This is a genomic window from Marinobacterium rhizophilum DSM 18822, from assembly GCF_000378045.1.
GTDB classification, from domain to species: Bacteria; Pseudomonadota; Gammaproteobacteria; order Pseudomonadales; family Balneatricaceae; genus Marinobacterium_A; species Marinobacterium_A rhizophilum.
Map to the genome: position 1 here is coordinate 67219 of NZ_KB899107.1, position 15282 is coordinate 82500.

Below are 15282 nucleotides of genomic sequence, written 5' to 3' on the forward strand. Positions count from 1 at the left end.
CATCACCAAAGTCAGGGGCCTGCACAGACCCCCATGATCAGCTGATCGCTTCGAGGTGCTCCACCATCAGCTGCAGATTGCGCTGGCCGCGAAACTCGTTCACATCCAGCCGGTAAACGACCCGCACCCGCTGCACCGAAGTGTCTGGCCAGAGTGCCGTGTCAATATTAAACCAGATCGCATCGATCGCGAGTCCGCTGGCCGGTTCCATCAGTACCAGCTTCAGGTGGCGCTGCCCGACGATGCGCTGCTGCAACAGGCCAAAGTCGCCATCGAACAGCGGTTCCGGAAACAGCTGCCCCCAGGGCCCGCCTTCACGCAGGATCTCGGCCAGCTCTACACTCATGTCCGCGGCACGCAAAGCGCCATCGGTCAGCAGGCGTCGGGTCAGTGCCGCCGCATCGAGCTGCAAGCGCACCTGCTCGTCAAAGGCGGCGCTGAATGCCGCAAAGCTGTCTGTCGCCAACGTCATGCCGGCCGCCATCGCATGGCCGCCAAATTTGCTCAGCAAGCCCGGATAGCGGGCAGCGATGGCATCGAGCCCGTCCCGTATATGAAAGCCGCTGATCGAGCGTGCCGACCCCTTGATCTCGCCATCATCGCCGGGCGCAAAGGCAATGACCGGGCGATGCACCCGCTCCTTGATGCGCGACGCCAGAATACCGATGACGCCCTGGTGCCAGCTCTCATCATACAGACAGAGCCCCATCGGCAATTCAGACGCGTCCAGCTCGAGCCGCGCCAGCGAGTTCAGCGCCTGCTGCTGCATGTCCTGCTCAATACCCCGACGCTCCTGATTCAAGCCATCGAGCATACGTGCCAGCTCCAGGGCATGATCGGGATCATCAGTCAGCAGGCATTCTATGCCAATGGACATGTCTTCGAGCCGGCCTGCTGCATTCAGCCTGGGCGCCAGCGCAAAGCCGAGATCGCTGGCCACGAGACGCGCCTGGCTGCGACCGGATACTTCGATCAGGGCGCGCAGCCCCGGGCGCGCCTTGCCCGCGCGGATTCGCTGCAGCCCCTGGTGAACCAGCACGCGGTTATTGTGCTCCAGCGCCACCACATCGGCCACCGTGCCCAACGCGACCAGATCCAGCAGGCTGGCAAGATTCGGCGCCGGTATGGCGTGCTGCTCAAACCAGCCCCTGGCAGCAAGGGCACGGCGCAGCGCGATCATGACATAGAAAATAACCCCCACACCGCAGGTCGACTTGGCGATAAAACCGCAGTCCGGCTGGTTGGGGTTCACGATGGCGCAGGCCGCCGGCAGCTCGGCACCGGCCAGGTGATGGTCGGTCACGACGACATCCATGCCACAGGCATTGGCGCGTGCCACACCCTCCAGGCTGGAGATGCCGTTGTCCACCGTGACCAGCAGCTGAGGACCTTGCTGGTGTGCAACGTCAACGATTTCAGGGCTCAGGCCATAACCGTATTCAAACCGGTTGGGCACCAGATAATCCACCTGTGCCGCGCCCATCATCCGTAGCGCCAGTACCGCCACTGCGGTGCTGGTGGCACCATCGCAGTCAAAGTCACCGACGATCAGTATCCGCTCGCCGGCGGTAATCGCCCTGACCAGGCGGATGACCGCGGCATCCAGCCCGTGCAGGCCCGAATCCGGCAGCAGTTCGGTTAGCGAGCGCCCCAGCAGGTCCAGCGACTGCACGCCGCGGGCGGCATAGATACGTGCCAGGACAGGATGAGCCTGGCTGAATACGGGCAGCGTGCGATCCGGTTCTGGGCGGCGTTCAATCTGTATATCCGTCATTGAATCAGTCCTTTGGTGCCGGGAAGAACCTGTAGGTGCGCCCGGTCAGGTGATAGATCAGCAGGCCGGTCCATTCCCGCACGCCCACCACCAGGTCGCGCAAATTGAGCGCGAACTGCACACGAAACAGGTCACCCGTACTGATGTAATCCACCGGGTAGGGCACCACCTGCCAGCCCAGCTGGCGATAGATACCCACCGAGCGCGGCATGTGGAATGCGGAGGTGACCAGCAGCCAGGGCTGCTCCGGCACACCGCCCAGAAGACGGGCACTGAAGAGAGCATTCTCCCAGGTATTGCGCGAATCCCGTTCGAACAGCACCGGTGACCCGGACAACGCTGGCGGCAAGGTTGCCAGCCAGTTTCTCGCCACATCGGCCCCGCGGTACTGTGCATCCAGCACCGCCGCGGAGCCTCCGCTGAAAACCACCTGGGCATTGGGATAGCGTTGCATCAACTCCGGCAGCACCATCAGCCGTTCCGCCGCACTGTTGAACTGGCTTTGACCCCAGCGTGCGCTCAGATCGGCATCCTCACCGCCGCCCAGCACCATGATGCCGGCCACCGATTCCGGCGGGACCCCGTACTCGAAACGCGACTCCAGCGGTTCCAGCAACAGGTTTCCCAGCGGCATGAGCATTAACCCGAGCATGACGAGACTGAGAAGCCCGAGCAGCCTCCTGGCCCAGCGACGCCCCAGCCAGACGCCGAACGCACCCAGCAGCAGCAACAGCACCAGCAGGTTATCGGGCTGTACGGCCAGCCAGAGGGTCTTGGATATGAGGAAAAACAGGTTATCCATGCACACGCATTCGATACGGAAGGCCGGCGGCCCCCCGTATCGGACTCAGCTCATCAGGCCTTGTGGACATGGGAGGCCAGGAACGCCTGTACGACAGACAGGTCATTGGCCAGTACTTCATAGTGCTCTGGACGTTCGAACAGATCCGCCATGTTTTCAGGCAGCTGGGGCGATTCCAGCCCGGCGTTGACCACCGGTTCCGGGAACTTGACCGGGTGGGCCGTGGCCAGGGTGATCATGGGAATGCTGTGATCGCGGTTGCAGTCACGCCCGGCCTGCAGGCCAATCGCGGTGTGGGGATCGAGCAGGTAGCCGGTTTCGGCGTGCACCTGACGAATAACCTCGCAGGTCGTTTCATCGTCTACGGCCTGGCTGTCGAACAGCTCGCGGACCTTGGCCCAGCGGGCTTCGTCGAGCTGTACCGCTTCGGTACGAAAACGCGCCATCAGGTCGGAGATCGCCGCGCCATCACGGTCATAGACATCGAACAGCAAACGCTCGAAGTTGGACGACACCATGATATCCATGGACGGTGACAGGGTATGCACCAGCTCACCGCGGCTCATGTCATTGCCGGAAATCACTCGATGCAGGATATCATTGCGGTTGGTGGCCACGACCAGCTGGGCGATGGGCAAGCCCATCTGCTTGGCCAGGTAGCCGGCAAAGATATCACCGAAGTTGCCCGTCGGTACCGAGAAAGCCACCGGACGATGCGGACCACCCACAGCCAGAGAGGCGGCGAAGTAGTACACGATCTGGGCCATGATGCGGGCCCAGTTGATCGAGTTGACGGCACCGAGCTTCAGTCCCTTGAGGAATGACTGATCGGCAAAGCTGTCCTTGACCATCTGCTGGCAATCATCGAAGTTGCCCTGCAGCGCAATATTAAAGACGTTGTCGGCCTTTACCGTGGTCATCTGGCGCCGCTGCACCTCCGACACCCGATTGTGGGGGTGCAGGATAAAGATATCCAGGTGATCGCTGTGACGGCAGCCTTCGATGGCCGCAGAGCCGGTATCACCGGATGTAGCGCCCATGATAACCAGACGCTCGCCCCGCTTGGCCAGGACATGATCCATCAGTCGGCCGAGCAGCTGCAGCGCGAAATCCTTGAACGCCAGGGTGGGACCGTGGAAAAGCTCCAGCACCCACTCGTTGCTGCCCAGCTGCACCAGCGGCGCCACGGCGCTGTGGTTGAAGCTGGCGTAGGTGTCATCCACCATTTTCTTCAGGTCCGCATCATCGATACAGTCACTGACAAAGGGGTGAATGACCTTGAACGCCAGCTCGTGGTACGGCAGGCCTGCCCAGGATGCGATCTCTTCGGTGCTGAAGGTCGGCAGCGTCTCGGGGACGTAAAGCCCACCGTCACTGGCAAGACCGGCCAGCAGCACTTCCTCAAAATTGAGTGCCGGTGCCTGGCCCCGGGTCGATATATATTTCATGCTCGTTTCCTCAGTCCTTCAGCGTCTCGACACGGATGCGGGTGACCTTGCCAAGGATGTCGTCCAGCGCCTCGACCTGTGCCAGAGCATCATTCATCACCCGCTCCTTGACCCGCTGGGTCAGGATAATCACCGGCACCTGTTCGGCGGTGGTCTCTTTCTGGATGATGGCCTCGATGTTGATGCCGTTGTCACCAAAGATCTTGGTGATATGCGCCAACACACCCGGACGCTCGATCGCATGGATACGCAGGTAATAGGCGGAGACGATTTCTTCCACCGGCAGCACCGGCAGGTCGGACAGTGCGCTTGGCTGGAAGGCCAGGTGCGGTACGCGATGGCCCTGCTCGGACACCAGCATGCGCACCACATCAATGATATCGGCAACCACAGCGGAAGCCGTCGGCTCGGCGCCGGCGCCGGCGCCGTAATACAGGGTCTGCCCCACAGCATCGCCGTCGACCATGACCGCATTCATGACACCTTCGACATTGGCCAGCAGCAGCGGTTTGGGGATCAATGTCGGGTGCACACGCAGCTCGATACCGTCGCTGGTGCGGCGGCTTATCCCCAGGTGCTTGATGCGATAACCCAGCTCGTCGGCATAGGTCACGTCGTCCTGGGTGATGGCGCTGATGCCTTCGGTGTAGGCTTTCTCAAACTGCAGCGGAACACCAAATGCGATGGATGCCAGGATCGTCAGCTTGTGCGCGGCATCAATGCCTTCAACATCAAACGTCGGATCCGCTTCGGCGTACCCCAGCGCCTGCGCTTCGGCCAGCACATCGGCGAAGTCGCGGCCCTTCTCACGCATTTCGGTCATGATGAAGTTGCCGGTACCGTTAATAATGCCCGCCAGCCAGTTGATCTGGTTGCCCGCCAGGCCTTCACGGATCGCCTTGATGATGGGAATACCACCCGCCACGGCCGCCTCGAAGGCCACGATGACGTTATTTTTCTGGGCCGCCTCGAAAATCTCGTTGCCGTGCACTGCAATCAGCGCCTTGTTAGCGGTGACAACATGCTTGCCGTGCTCGATCGCCGTCAACACCAGCTTGCGGGCTACGTCATAGCCACCGATCAGCTCAACCACGATGTCGATTTCCGGATTGGTTGCAACCGCGAAAATATCGGTGGTCACATCAATGCCACTGGTATCAGCGTTCGGGTTTTCGCGGCGCGCGCCCACCTGGGCTACGGTAATATGGCGCCCTGCACGACGACTGATTTCGTCCTCATTGCGCTTGAGAACATTGAATGTGCCGCTGCCTACGGTGCCAAGACCGCAGATACCAACTTTAACCGGTTTCAAATCAATACCTCACTCGCTGTTGAGTCGATCCGGATGACGAACAGTCATCCGCGGTAAAAATGGGTGGGTATTATAACGGGTGTTGGACGTGACTTGGATAGGACAGACAGAAGATACAGGAGGAATTTGTCGTAAAGACAGCACGAACAGGACAAGTCCGCGACAGGTAACGCGGCATGACCGCGCTACCTGCAGGGATATTTTACTGTGCCAGGCCGAGCATCTGGGCCAGACGCGCCGCCGGCATGTACCCCGGCACCAGACTGCCGTCCTCGAAGACCAGCGCAGGCGTACCGGTCACACCGACCTTCTGCCCCAAGGCAAACTGCTCCATAACCGGCGAGTCGCAAACCTGCTCTTCAATGGATTCACCATTTTTCACCTTGGTCAGGTTCTCGCCGCGTTTATCCGACGCCGAACACCAGACAGACTGCATCTTGGTAAAGGCCGCACTGCGCTCTCCACCGCGCGGAAAGGCGAGGTAATCCACCTGAATACCCATTTCATTCAGTTTGGGGACCTCGGCGTGCAGCTTGCGGCAATACGGGCAATCAACATCGGTAAAGACCGCTATCGTAGCCTTGGTTTCACCGGCAGGCTTGAACGAGATGAGATCTTTTGCCTCCACTGCCGCCATCAGAGCGACACGCTGGGCGTTCAGGCGTTCTTCGGTCAGGTTTTCAAAGCCCTTGTCATCACTCAGCTTATAAAGCTGACCCAGCATGAAATATTCGCCTTGCGGGTCCGCATAAAGAACTTCGCCGGTACCCAGCACAACTTCATACATGCCAGGCATCTGGGCGGCCTTGACGGATTCAACCGGGATACGCGCATCAACCTTCATCAACTGCCGGGTAATGACTTCGGTAACCCCGGCATCAGCCTCTGCCGCCTGCAGCGCCCCGCTGAAGCCAAGCACCAGAAGCGCACTCAGGATTGATTTATACATAAAACCCTCGATATCAGTCGAAATTTATAGACCTTCTCTGACGAGACAGGCACTGAATAGTTCCCCCGGCGGCGTCAACCCCGCGGATGGTGCTGGCGGTGAACAGACTGCAACCGGTGCTGCGCTACTTGAGTATAAATCTGTGTGGTCGAAAGATCACTGTGACCCAGCAACATCTGCACCACACGCAAATCCGCACCATGATTTACCAGGTGCGTGGCAAATGCATGACGCAGCACATGCGGAGACAGCGGCTTGTCGATCCCCCCCGCCAAAGCATGCAGCTTGATACGATGCCAGAACGCCTGTCGCGTCATCTGCTGCCCCCGGCGGCTGGGGAACAAAACATCGGAGCCCGCCTCAACCAGCTCCCGGCGCGCCTGCAGCATATAACGTTGCAACCAGTGCACCGCCTCGTCCCCCAGGGGCACCAGTCGCTCCTTGTCGCCCTTGCCAACCACCTGCACCAGCCCCTGGCGCAGATTCACCTGGCCGCAGGACAGGCCCACCAACTCGGATACCCGCAAGCCCGTCGCATAGAGCACCTCCAGCATGGCCCGGTCCCGCAGCCCCAGCGCATCATCCAGCGGCGGGGCCGCCAGCAACTGCTCGACATCGTCTTCGGTCAGGGTCTTTGGCAGTGGCCGCGCGCGCCGGGGGCTGTCGATCTGCAGTGTCGGATCGTCAGTCAGACGCTCTTCACGAATCCAGTAGCGGTAAAAGCCGCGCAGGCAGGATAGCAGGCGCGCCGTGGAACTGGCCTTAAGGCGGGCCTGCAGCCGCCAGTCCAGGTGGCGGCGCAACAGCGACCTGTCGACATCAAGCAGTGCAACGCCTTGATCATTGAGCCAGCAGGCAAAGAGACTAAGATCACGCCGATAGGATGCCAGCGTGTTGGCACTGAGGCCTTTTTCCAGCCAGATGGCATCGATAAAGCGCTCTATATCCCGCTGATCAGCGGGCTCGGGCAAGCGCCGCCGCAAGCGGCGGTCGCCTTCATCGCTCGACACAGCCCGACTAACGCCAGACAGACAGCTCTGCCACCTTGTCAGCGGCAATCGGGAAAACTGCCACTCCGCGGTCCACACGCTGCTCTACTTCCAGGTTGCCATCAGCCACGCGCACCAGCGTGCCTTCGATCTTGCGTCCGAAATACGTGCGCAGCTTCACTTTCTGCCCAGCATAACTGTGCACCTGCCGCACCGCGGTCGGCTTGTAGGTTTTTTCCGCCGCTTTGGCCTTGACCACGATCCCCGGCATAACCTGCACGACATCTGGATCAATGATGATGGGTTCCGGTGCAGACTTGGGCCGCTCCAGCTCCACCACCAGATCTTGCTGCGGAGCCCGCTTTTCGACCACGCCGGCTGCAAGGGCCTCCGGCGCCGGTACTTCAACTTGCGGCGCATCAGACTCACTGACGGCCACCGCCTCATCGGTATTCGGCGACCACTTAACGCCACTCAGGTCCTGATTAGCACCATTGACCGAGACCCGAAGATTAAGCAAATCAAGCAACTGCTCGGGCGAAGAGATCGTCCCGATGGACTGGGCTCCAAAACCGGGTGGCGGCTCGGCAATCACCTGCAATATGACCCGCGGACGCTGCAGATCGGCATAGGCCTTCACCAGGGGCTCAGACAGTGTCCAGCCGGTTTTCTTCAACTCGGCCTGCACCATCTCGCTGTGCCGTTGCGGATATTCGTCAGGTGCGAAACCGCCACGCTGAGCACAGAAACGGTTGCGCTTGCCGTTGTAGCCCAGGTCACTGTAATCCAGCGTGACACGCTCAAGAGATGGCTGCGCCTGCACCAGCGAGGCCACAGAAATCGCACTGCTGGGCTGGGAAATATCAATATAGAAACCGGTTTGCGCCATGCCCGCCACCGTGACATCGGAGCGCAAACGCAACGACTGGGTACTGGGCACAAAATCCATCGCGACCCGCAAATCCATGTTCAGGCGCTTGTAATTCATGGCCCGCGTCGTTGCCAGATCAAAACGCTGTACGTCACCACAGGCCAGCGCCTCGAAACCGGTACCGTCCTGCGGCACGGCGAGGGATTGCCCCATCGCTTGCCACTGCGCCAGGTAATCGGCATCCAGACTCATATCCAGGCCGTTGACCGACAGCGACATATGCTCAGGCCAGTTGCCTTCTCGCAGCGTCTTCTCTGCATCGAGATAAAACAGCGGATCAGGCGCCTGGAACAGAACCGAACCAATCAGCAGGGAATCCCTGCTGCCCAGTGGAGTGACCTGCACCCCGCCAATACCGGCACTGCCGTCGAGCCCGGCGACCACGCGCGCATAGGTGATCTTCGCATAGGGCGCCGCAGCGTCAATCATGCGATCAGCGGAGCTTTTTACCTGGTACCAGTAATAGCCATAGGCGCCACCGACGATAAGCGCGGGAACCAGCAAAAATCCCAGCAACTTAAACAACTTCCGCATAACTGCAGCTCCTTGTAATCTGCCAGTACCGGCTCACAGAAACATAATAGTAGGCATCATAGCGTCAAATCGCGAGCAGGCCAACGACGGGTTTGCACGAGCTCAGACGCAAAAAGGGCGACCCGAAGGCCGCCCTTTTAGAAACTGAGGTGAGCGAGGCTCAGCCCAGCTTTTCCTTGATACGTGCAGACTTGCCGCTACGCTCGCGCAGGTAGTACAGCTTGGCCTGGCGCACATCACCACGACGCTTGACACCAATGCTGTCAACTGTCGGGCTGAAGGTCTGGAAAGTACGCTCAACGCCCACACCGTGGGAGATTTTACGTACGGTGAAGGCAGAGTTCAGCCCGCGGTTACGCTTGCCGATCACTACACCTTCAAACGCCTGCAGACGCGTACGGGTGCCTTCGGTCACTTTAACCTGTACGACAACGGTATCACCGGGGCCGAATTCAGGAATCTGTTTACCCATCTGCTCAGCTTCGATCTGCTGAATGATAGAGATTTTGCCGCTCATCGCTCGCTCCTAGAGTGAGTATTCAACCGTCGGACCTCTGGGTCTCACGGATGTATTCGTTTAACAACGTCTGCTGCTCGCGATCCAGCTCGAGGTTTTTCAGCAGGTCCGGGCGCCTTGTCCAGGTTCGACCCAGTTGCTGTTTCAGACGCCAGCGTCTGATTTCCTCGTGATTGCCGCCCAGCAGCACCTCGGGTACTTGCATTCCGTCAAACTGTTCCGGTCGCGTGTAGTGCGGGCAGTCAAGCAACCCCTCGCTAAAGGAGTCCTCTGCTGCCGAGTTCTGATGTCCCAGTACACCGGGCACCAGCCTGGATACTGCGTCGATCAGCGTCATGCCCGGCAATTCGCCGCCACTGAGGACAAAGTCTCCCAGTGACCACTCTTCATCGATTTCGGTTTCCAGCAGGCGCTCGTCGATACCTTCGTAACGCCCCGCCACCAAAATCAACTTCTGCCGCGCCGCCAGCTCGCGCACGCCGGCATGATCCAGCCGACGCCCCTGGGGCGACAGATAAATCACTGTCGCTCCGTCGCCAGCAGCGCTACGCGCCGCATTGATCGCATCCCGCAATGGCTGAACTTTCATCAGCATGCCAGGACCGCCTCCATAGGGACGGTCGTCGACAGTACGGTGCTTGTCCAGAGTATAATCCCTCGGATTCCAGCACCGGACATCAATCAGCCCATTGCGTACCGCCCGCCCCGTGACACCGTAAGCCGTAATGGCTTCAAACATCTCGGGAAAGAGGGTGACTACACCAAACCACACCGCCTAAAACTCCGGATCCCAGTCGACCCGAATGCAACCCTTAACCAAATCAACTTCCTTGACCACCTGATCAGGCAAGTAGGGAATCAACCGCTCGCGGCGATCGATGCTCTCTTCAGTGCCCTTAACGATCAATACATCGTTAGAGCCTGTTGCTATCAGATGCTCTACCTTGCCCAGCAACTGCCCGGACTCGGTATATACCAGCAGGTCTTCGAGCTGACTCCAGTAGTACTCACCGACTTCCAGCTCGGGAAGACGGTTGCGCTCGGTCAGGATTTCAGCACCGCAATAAAGCCGCGCCACATCCCGATCATCTACTCCAGCCAACTTGGCTACCAGGCCTTTGCCATGAACCCGACCACTTTCAACCTCGACGATTTTTGTTTCGTCTCCGATTTTCAGCTGCCAGGGGGCATAGTTCAGGATGTTTTCCATCGGTTCGGTACTTGAATGAACCTTCACCCAACCTTTGACGCCGTACAGAGTGGTGATCTTGCCCAGCGTTATAAGAGAACTTTTGTCTTCCATCCTTCGACCCGGCCCAACCCTGCGTTACTTAGCTGCTTTCTTCGCTTCTTTGATCAGCTGAGCAACACGCTCGGACAGGCTCGCGCCTTTGTCCTGCCAGTATTGAACACGTTCCAGATCAACGCGCAGGCTTTCTTCCTGACCGCGCGCAACCGGGTTGAAGAAACCCACTCGCTCAATAAAGCGACCATCACGCGCATTGCGAGAGTCAGCGACGGTAAGGTGATAAAACGGACGCTTTTTGGCGCCGCCACGAGACAGACGAATTGTTACCATGTGAATGGTCCCTTTATTTTCGCGGGTTTTAGGATCGCCCGCGGTTACAATTCCGGGCCACACTAGGACGAACCCCATGCAGCGACCGGGCCTACAAAATCAGGGCCGAGATTTTACGTCAAACCCGGCCCTGACAAAAGCACTTTCTGGATAAATATTAAGCAACACCCGCAGGCATCACATGCGCGGGAAACCGCCGCCACCGCCCATGCCCGGCGGCAACATGCCTTTCATGCCGCGCATCATCTTGGCCATGCCACCCTTGGCCGAGAATTTCTTCATCATCTTGGCCATCTGCTTGTGCTGTTTCAGCAGACGGTTAACGTCCTGAATCTGCGTACCCGACCCCAGCGCAATGCGGCGCTTGCGCGAACCGGAGATGATGTCGGGATTGCGGCGCTCGCCCGGCGTCATGGAATTGATGATCGACTCCATCTGGTGCATGCCCTTTTCCGCCTTGGCGGCATCGGCGACCTGCCCCATCTGACCCATCTGACCCATGCCGGGCAGCTTATCGAGCATGCCGGCCATGCCGCCCATGTTCTTCATCTGCTGAATCTGCTGACGGAAGTCTTCCAGGTCGAAGCCCTTGCCCTTCTTGATTTTCTGGGCAAACTTTTCGGCCTTGTCCTTGTCGATCTTGCGCTCGGCTTCCTCGATCAGGGACAGGACGTCACCCATGCCCAGGATGCGCGAGGCGACACGGTCGGGGTGGAAAGCCTCCAGCGCATCGACCTTTTCACCCACACCGATAAACTTGATCGGCTTGCCGGTGATGTAGCGTACCGACAGCGCGGCACCGCCGCGCGCATCACCGTCCGCCTTGGTCAGGATCACACCGGTCAGCGGCAGCACATCACTGAAGGCCTTGGCCGTCGCCGCGGCATCCTGGCCGGTCATGGCATCGACCACAAACAGGGTTTCAACCGGGTTGATGGCGGCGTGCAGACGCTTGATTTCGTCCATCATGTCGCCATCGACGTGCAAACGACCCGCCGTATCCACCAGTACCACATCGTGATGCTGGATTCTGGCATGGGCGATTGCGTCCGTCGCGATCTGCACCGGATCCTGCTCTGCGCTGGATGGGAAAAAGTCGACGGCCACCTCGGTGGCCAGCATTTCCAGCTGCTTGATCGCCGCAGGACGATAAACGTCCGCCGACACGACCAGTACCTTTTTCTTGTCCCGTTCACGCAGCGTGCGCGCCAGCTTGGCGACGGAGGTCGTCTTGCCTGCACCCTGCAAGCCTGCCATCAGCACGATGGCGGGCGGCTGGGCGGCCAGGTTGAGCTTTTCGTTGGCCTCGCCCATGATCTTGACCAGCTCTTCCTGGACGATCTTGACGAACACCTGCCCCGGAGTCAGGCTCTTGCTGACTTCCTGGCCAACAGCCCTGTCCTTGACGCTGTTGACGAATTCCTTGACCACCGGCAGCGCAACGTCCGCCTCCAGCAACGCCATGCGCACTTCACGCAGCGTGCCCTTGATGTTGTCTTCGGTAAGCTTCGCCTGTCCGGTAACGGACTTGAGCGTTTGCGTGAGCCGATCTGTCAGATTCTCAAACATATCCTGCCTCTGTTTTTCTCCACCGGCCGGGCCGGGTAAGGCCCCTGAAGCGGCGAGGGAGACGCCTTGAACTTGCAAAGGATGCGCATTATACAGCAGCGCTGTGAAGGGCGGCACCTCATTATTTCGCACCCGGATTTTTTATGACACACTTAGCGCCTTTCCATGGAGGTCCCGGATGCTGCTGACGTCAATACTTGTTGCCGTGCTGTTCTACCTAGCTGCAACCCTGTTGCAATGGCAGGTATTGCAGGGACAGAAGCGACCGGCACGCAACCTGATCCGCGGCCTGGGCCTGTGCGGCGTGACAGTGCACGCGCTGGCGGTGTATCTCGTTATGCACCTGGGCGAGGGGCTCAACCTGGGCTTCTTCAGTGTTGGCTGTCAGGTCAGCTGGCTGCTGGCTGCACTGGTACTACTGAGCAGTTACCGGCAGCAAATAGACAATCTGTTTATCGGCGTATTTCCGCTTGCCATCATCTCCCTGCTCACCGCCACCCTGGACCCGGATACCAGCCTGCAGCGCAATTACAGCGCGGGTCTGATCTCCCATATACTGTTGTCCATTCTTGCCTACAGTATCTTTACATTGGCAACGCTGCAGGCATTGCTGCTATGGCGACAGAATACGGCCCTCAAACAACACCATACGCGCGGACTGGTCGCCAGCCTACCCCCGTTGCAGACCATGGAGCGCCTGCTGTTTGAAATGCTCTGGACCGGCATTATTCTGCTCTCGGCCTCGCTGATCAGCGGTTTCCTGTTCGTCGAAGACTTCTTTGCCCAGCATCTGATTCACAAAACCACGCTGTCGATTCTGGCCTGGTTTGTGTATGCCATCCTGCTGGCCGGCCACAGCCTCATGGGCTGGCGTAGCCTGCGTGCCATCCGCTGGACCATTGGTGGTTTTATTGCCCTGATGCTGGCGTTTTTTGGCTCAAAACTGGTTATTGAATTTTTTCTGCCCAGCTAGCCGAAAAGGATCCCACGCGGGTCCCTTGACAGCCCCCTCGGTGGGCCAGACAATGAACGCCCTATTGGCAAGTCTAAGGTCCACCCGTCTTGGAAGACGCATCGATAAGTACCCTCATCGGGATTCTCATCTTCCTCATCCTTTGTTCAGCATTTTTTTCCAGCTCTGAAACCGGCATGATGTCGCTCAACCGCTACCGATTGCGGCATCTGGTGAAGAACAAGCACCGCGGGGCGCGCAAAGCCAGCCGCCTGCTGGAAAGGCCCGACCGATTGATTGGCGTCATCCTGATCGGCAACAACTTCGTCAACATCCTGGCCTCCGCCATCGCCACTGTCATCGCCGTGCGCCTGTGGGGCGATGCGGGCATTGCCATTGCGACAGCCGGCCTGACGCTGATCATCCTTATCTTTGCCGAAGTGTCCCCCAAGACCGTTGCCGCTATGTTCCCCGAGCGCATCGCGTTTCCGGCATCCTACGTGCTGCTGCCGCTGCTGAAACTCACCTATCCGCTGGTATGGGTCGTCAATAGCATTACCAACAGCCTGCTGCGGCTGTTTGGCGTCAAGGTGGACCAAAGCAACAACCATCTGCTCAGCACCGAAGAATTGCGCACCCTGGTACATGAAGCCGGCGCCCTGCTGCCCCAGACCAACCAGTCGATGCTGCTCGGCGTGCTGGAACTGAATGATGTCACCGTCAGCGACATCATGATTCCCCGTAACGAAGTCGAAGGCATCGACCTGGATCATGACCTCGATCAGTTGCTGTATCAGCTCTCCCACACCAGCCATACACGCCTGCCGGTATACCACGGCGACATCAACAAGGCGGTCGGCACGCTGCACATGCGCAACCTTGCCCAGCTGATCCAGCAGGGCAAGGTCACCAAGGCGGCCATATTGCAGGTGGTTCGGGAAGCCTACTTCGTGCCCGAACGGACACCGCTGCACACCCAGCTACTCAACTTCCAGAACGAAAGCCGTCGCATCGGCCTGGTAGTGGACGAATACGGCGATATTCTCGGCATCGTAACGCTGGAGGATATTCTGGAGGAAATCGTCGGTGAGCTGTCGGCCCAGAACAAGGCCAGCAACCAGGAAATTCATCCTCAGGAAGATGGCAGCTTCTTTATAGAAGGCACCGCCTATATCCGCGAAATCAACAAGAGCCTGGGCTGGGACCTGCCCACTGACGGCCCCAAAACCCTCAACGGCCTGATCACCGAAAACCTTGAATCCATTCCGGACGCCAATGTCTGCCTGGAGCTGAACAGTTACCGCTTCGAAACGCTTCAGATCAGCGATAACCTGATCAAGACGGCGCGGGTTACTCGCTACGAGTCGGACGCGTACAGCGACGAAGACGCAGCCTGATCAACCCGCCGGCTATTGCGCCAGCTTTTGTTCCACGCTGCTGATCTTGTCGGCCATGGTCTGATCACGATCCGTGCGGGTGCCCACCCGCATGGATGTCGATACGCGGGGCGCACCCATCTCGTGCAGCACTTCGTGACAGCGCCGAACCGCCGCAAACACGACGTCCCACTCGCCTTCCACGTTGGTGCCATAGGCGTGCATCTGATGACTCAGACCGGCATCCTGAAACACCCGCTGACACGCCGCTACATGGGGTGATACCGACACCCCGACGCCCAGGGGGATGACACACAGATCAATCATTACATTCATGTTTCGGCTTCCTAGCAGATTTCACCCTTTTCGCGCCGCCGGATCAGCGCCAGCACAGCGCGCTTTTCATCATTGTCCAACACGCCCCACTCTGCGATTTCCATCGCATTACGCAGGCATCCGGTACACAGATTGCGTTCACCGGGACAGCAGACACCGATACAGGGACTGCGAATCGGGCGCTCTTTCTCAATAAAGTCCATACCACTCCTAC

The 15282-nt window shown here is 59.1% G+C and carries 16 protein-coding genes; 2 read left to right on the forward strand and 14 right to left on the reverse strand.

What is annotated here, in order from left to right:
* Positions 1-37: 37 nt before the first annotated feature.
* From recJ to ffh, 12 genes are all read right to left on the reverse strand, one after another.
* The gene (gene recJ / locus F451_RS0118470; protein WP_020682895.1) at positions 38-1774 is read right to left on the reverse strand and encodes a single-stranded-DNA-specific exonuclease RecJ; all 1737 of its coding nucleotides are present in this window, start codon (positions 1772-1774) and stop codon (positions 38-40) included.
* 4 nt (positions 1775-1778) lie between these two features.
* Positions 1779-2576, reverse strand: coding sequence for a YdcF family protein (locus F451_RS0118475; RefSeq protein ID WP_020682896.1), 798 nt, complete (start codon positions 2574-2576; stop codon positions 1779-1781).
* 53 nt (positions 2577-2629) lie between these two features.
* Positions 2630-4024 (reverse strand): threonine synthase, encoded by a 1395-nt coding sequence (thrC, locus tag F451_RS0118480; RefSeq protein ID WP_020682897.1) that lies wholly within the window; start codon positions 4022-4024, stop codon positions 2630-2632.
* A gap of 10 nt (positions 4025-4034) precedes the next feature.
* Positions 4035-5336: a homoserine dehydrogenase gene (locus F451_RS0118485; RefSeq protein ID WP_020682898.1), complete on the reverse strand. Its 1302-nt coding sequence runs from the start codon at positions 5334-5336 to the stop codon at positions 4035-4037.
* Positions 5337-5538: 202 nt separating this feature from the next.
* Positions 5539-6285: a DsbC family protein gene (locus tag F451_RS0118490; protein WP_020682899.1), complete on the reverse strand. Its 747-nt coding sequence runs from the start codon at positions 6283-6285 to the stop codon at positions 5539-5541.
* Between the two features lie 74 nt (positions 6286-6359).
* Positions 6360-7295 carry a site-specific tyrosine recombinase XerD gene (gene xerD / locus F451_RS0118495; protein ID WP_020682900.1) on the reverse strand — a complete coding sequence of 312 codons (936 nt, stop codon included), beginning with the start codon at positions 7293-7295 and terminating at the stop codon, positions 6360-6362.
* A gap of 7 nt (positions 7296-7302) precedes the next feature.
* Positions 7303-8739 (reverse strand): LSm family protein, encoded by a 1437-nt coding sequence (locus F451_RS0118500; protein ID WP_020682901.1) that lies wholly within the window; start codon positions 8737-8739, stop codon positions 7303-7305.
* Positions 8740-8899: 160 nt separating this feature from the next.
* Positions 8900-9256, reverse strand: coding sequence for a 50S ribosomal protein L19 (gene rplS / locus F451_RS0118505; RefSeq protein WP_020682902.1), 357 nt, complete (start codon positions 9254-9256; stop codon positions 8900-8902).
* Positions 9257-9278: 22 nt separating this feature from the next.
* On the reverse strand, positions 9279-10028 hold the full coding sequence (trmD, locus tag F451_RS0118510) for a tRNA (guanosine(37)-N1)-methyltransferase TrmD (protein WP_020682903.1): 750 nt from the start codon (positions 10026-10028) through the stop codon (positions 9279-9281).
* A gap of 3 nt (positions 10029-10031) precedes the next feature.
* Complete coding sequence (rimM, locus tag F451_RS0118515) at positions 10032-10559, reverse strand: ribosome maturation factor RimM (RefSeq protein WP_020682904.1); 528 nt, start codon at positions 10557-10559, stop codon at positions 10032-10034.
* A gap of 24 nt (positions 10560-10583) precedes the next feature.
* Positions 10584-10835, reverse strand: coding sequence for a 30S ribosomal protein S16 (gene rpsP, locus F451_RS0118520; protein WP_020682905.1), 252 nt, complete (start codon positions 10833-10835; stop codon positions 10584-10586).
* A 177-nt stretch (positions 10836-11012) separates the two neighbouring features.
* Positions 11013-12404 carry a signal recognition particle protein gene (gene ffh / locus F451_RS0118525; RefSeq protein ID WP_020682906.1) on the reverse strand — a complete coding sequence of 464 codons (1392 nt, stop codon included), beginning with the start codon at positions 12402-12404 and terminating at the stop codon, positions 11013-11015.
* 178 nt (positions 12405-12582) lie between these two features.
* Here ffh and F451_RS0118530 point away from each other — a divergent pair, with 178 nt between their 5' ends.
* Entirely contained in the window at positions 12583-13377 is a 795-nt protein-coding gene (locus F451_RS0118530) for a cytochrome C assembly family protein (RefSeq protein WP_020682907.1), read from the forward strand.
* An 89-nt stretch (positions 13378-13466) separates the two neighbouring features.
* Positions 13467-14753 (forward strand): HlyC/CorC family transporter, encoded by a 1287-nt coding sequence (locus F451_RS0118535; RefSeq protein ID WP_020682908.1) that lies wholly within the window; start codon positions 13467-13469, stop codon positions 14751-14753.
* Positions 14754-14765: 12 nt separating this feature from the next.
* On the opposite strand, the gene F451_RS0118540 is transcribed toward F451_RS0118535, so the two are convergent.
* On the reverse strand, positions 14766-15068 hold the full coding sequence (locus F451_RS0118540; RefSeq protein WP_020682909.1) for an MTH1187 family thiamine-binding protein: 303 nt from the start codon (positions 15066-15068) through the stop codon (positions 14766-14768).
* 11 nt (positions 15069-15079) lie between these two features.
* The gene (locus tag F451_RS0118545; RefSeq protein ID WP_020682910.1) at positions 15080-15271 is read right to left on the reverse strand and encodes a DUF1289 domain-containing protein; all 192 of its coding nucleotides are present in this window, start codon (positions 15269-15271) and stop codon (positions 15080-15082) included.
* Positions 15272-15282: the final 11 nt, after the last annotated feature.

Bases quoted from the DNA above. Each gene is read 5' to 3' on its own strand.
- F451_RS0118540 (WP_020682909.1), bottom strand. From the start codon at position 15,068: ATGAATGTAATGATTGATCTGTGTGTCATCCCCCTGGGCGTCGGGGTG.
- rplS (WP_020682902.1), bottom strand. From the start codon at position 9,256: ATGAGCGGCAAAATCTCTATCATTCAGCAGATCGAAGCTGAGCAGATG.
- F451_RS0118500 (WP_020682901.1), bottom strand. From the start codon at position 8,739: ATGCGGAAGTTGTTTAAGTTGCTGGGATTTTTGCTGGTTCCCGCGCTT.
- rpsP (WP_020682905.1), bottom strand. From the start codon at position 10,835: ATGGTAACAATTCGTCTGTCTCGTGGCGGCGCCAAAAAGCGTCCGTTT.
- ffh (WP_020682906.1), bottom strand. From the start codon at position 12,404: ATGTTTGAGAATCTGACAGATCGGCTCACGCAAACGCTCAAGTCCGTT.
- rimM (WP_020682904.1), bottom strand. From the start codon at position 10,559: ATGGAAGACAAAAGTTCTCTTATAACGCTGGGCAAGATCACCACTCTG.
- F451_RS0118530 (WP_020682907.1), top strand. From the start codon at position 12,583: ATGCTGCTGACGTCAATACTTGTTGCCGTGCTGTTCTACCTAGCTGCA.
- recJ (WP_020682895.1), bottom strand. From the start codon at position 1,774: ATGACGGATATACAGATTGAACGCCGCCCAGAACCGGATCGCACGCTG.
- F451_RS0118475 (WP_020682896.1), bottom strand. From the start codon at position 2,576: ATGGATAACCTGTTTTTCCTCATATCCAAGACCCTCTGGCTGGCCGTA.
- thrC (WP_020682897.1), bottom strand. From the start codon at position 4,024: ATGAAATATATATCGACCCGGGGCCAGGCACCGGCACTCAATTTTGAG.
- F451_RS0118490 (WP_020682899.1), bottom strand. From the start codon at position 6,285: ATGTATAAATCAATCCTGAGTGCGCTTCTGGTGCTTGGCTTCAGCGGG.
- F451_RS0118545 (WP_020682910.1), bottom strand. From the start codon at position 15,271: ATGGACTTTATTGAGAAAGAGCGCCCGATTCGCAGTCCCTGTATCGGT.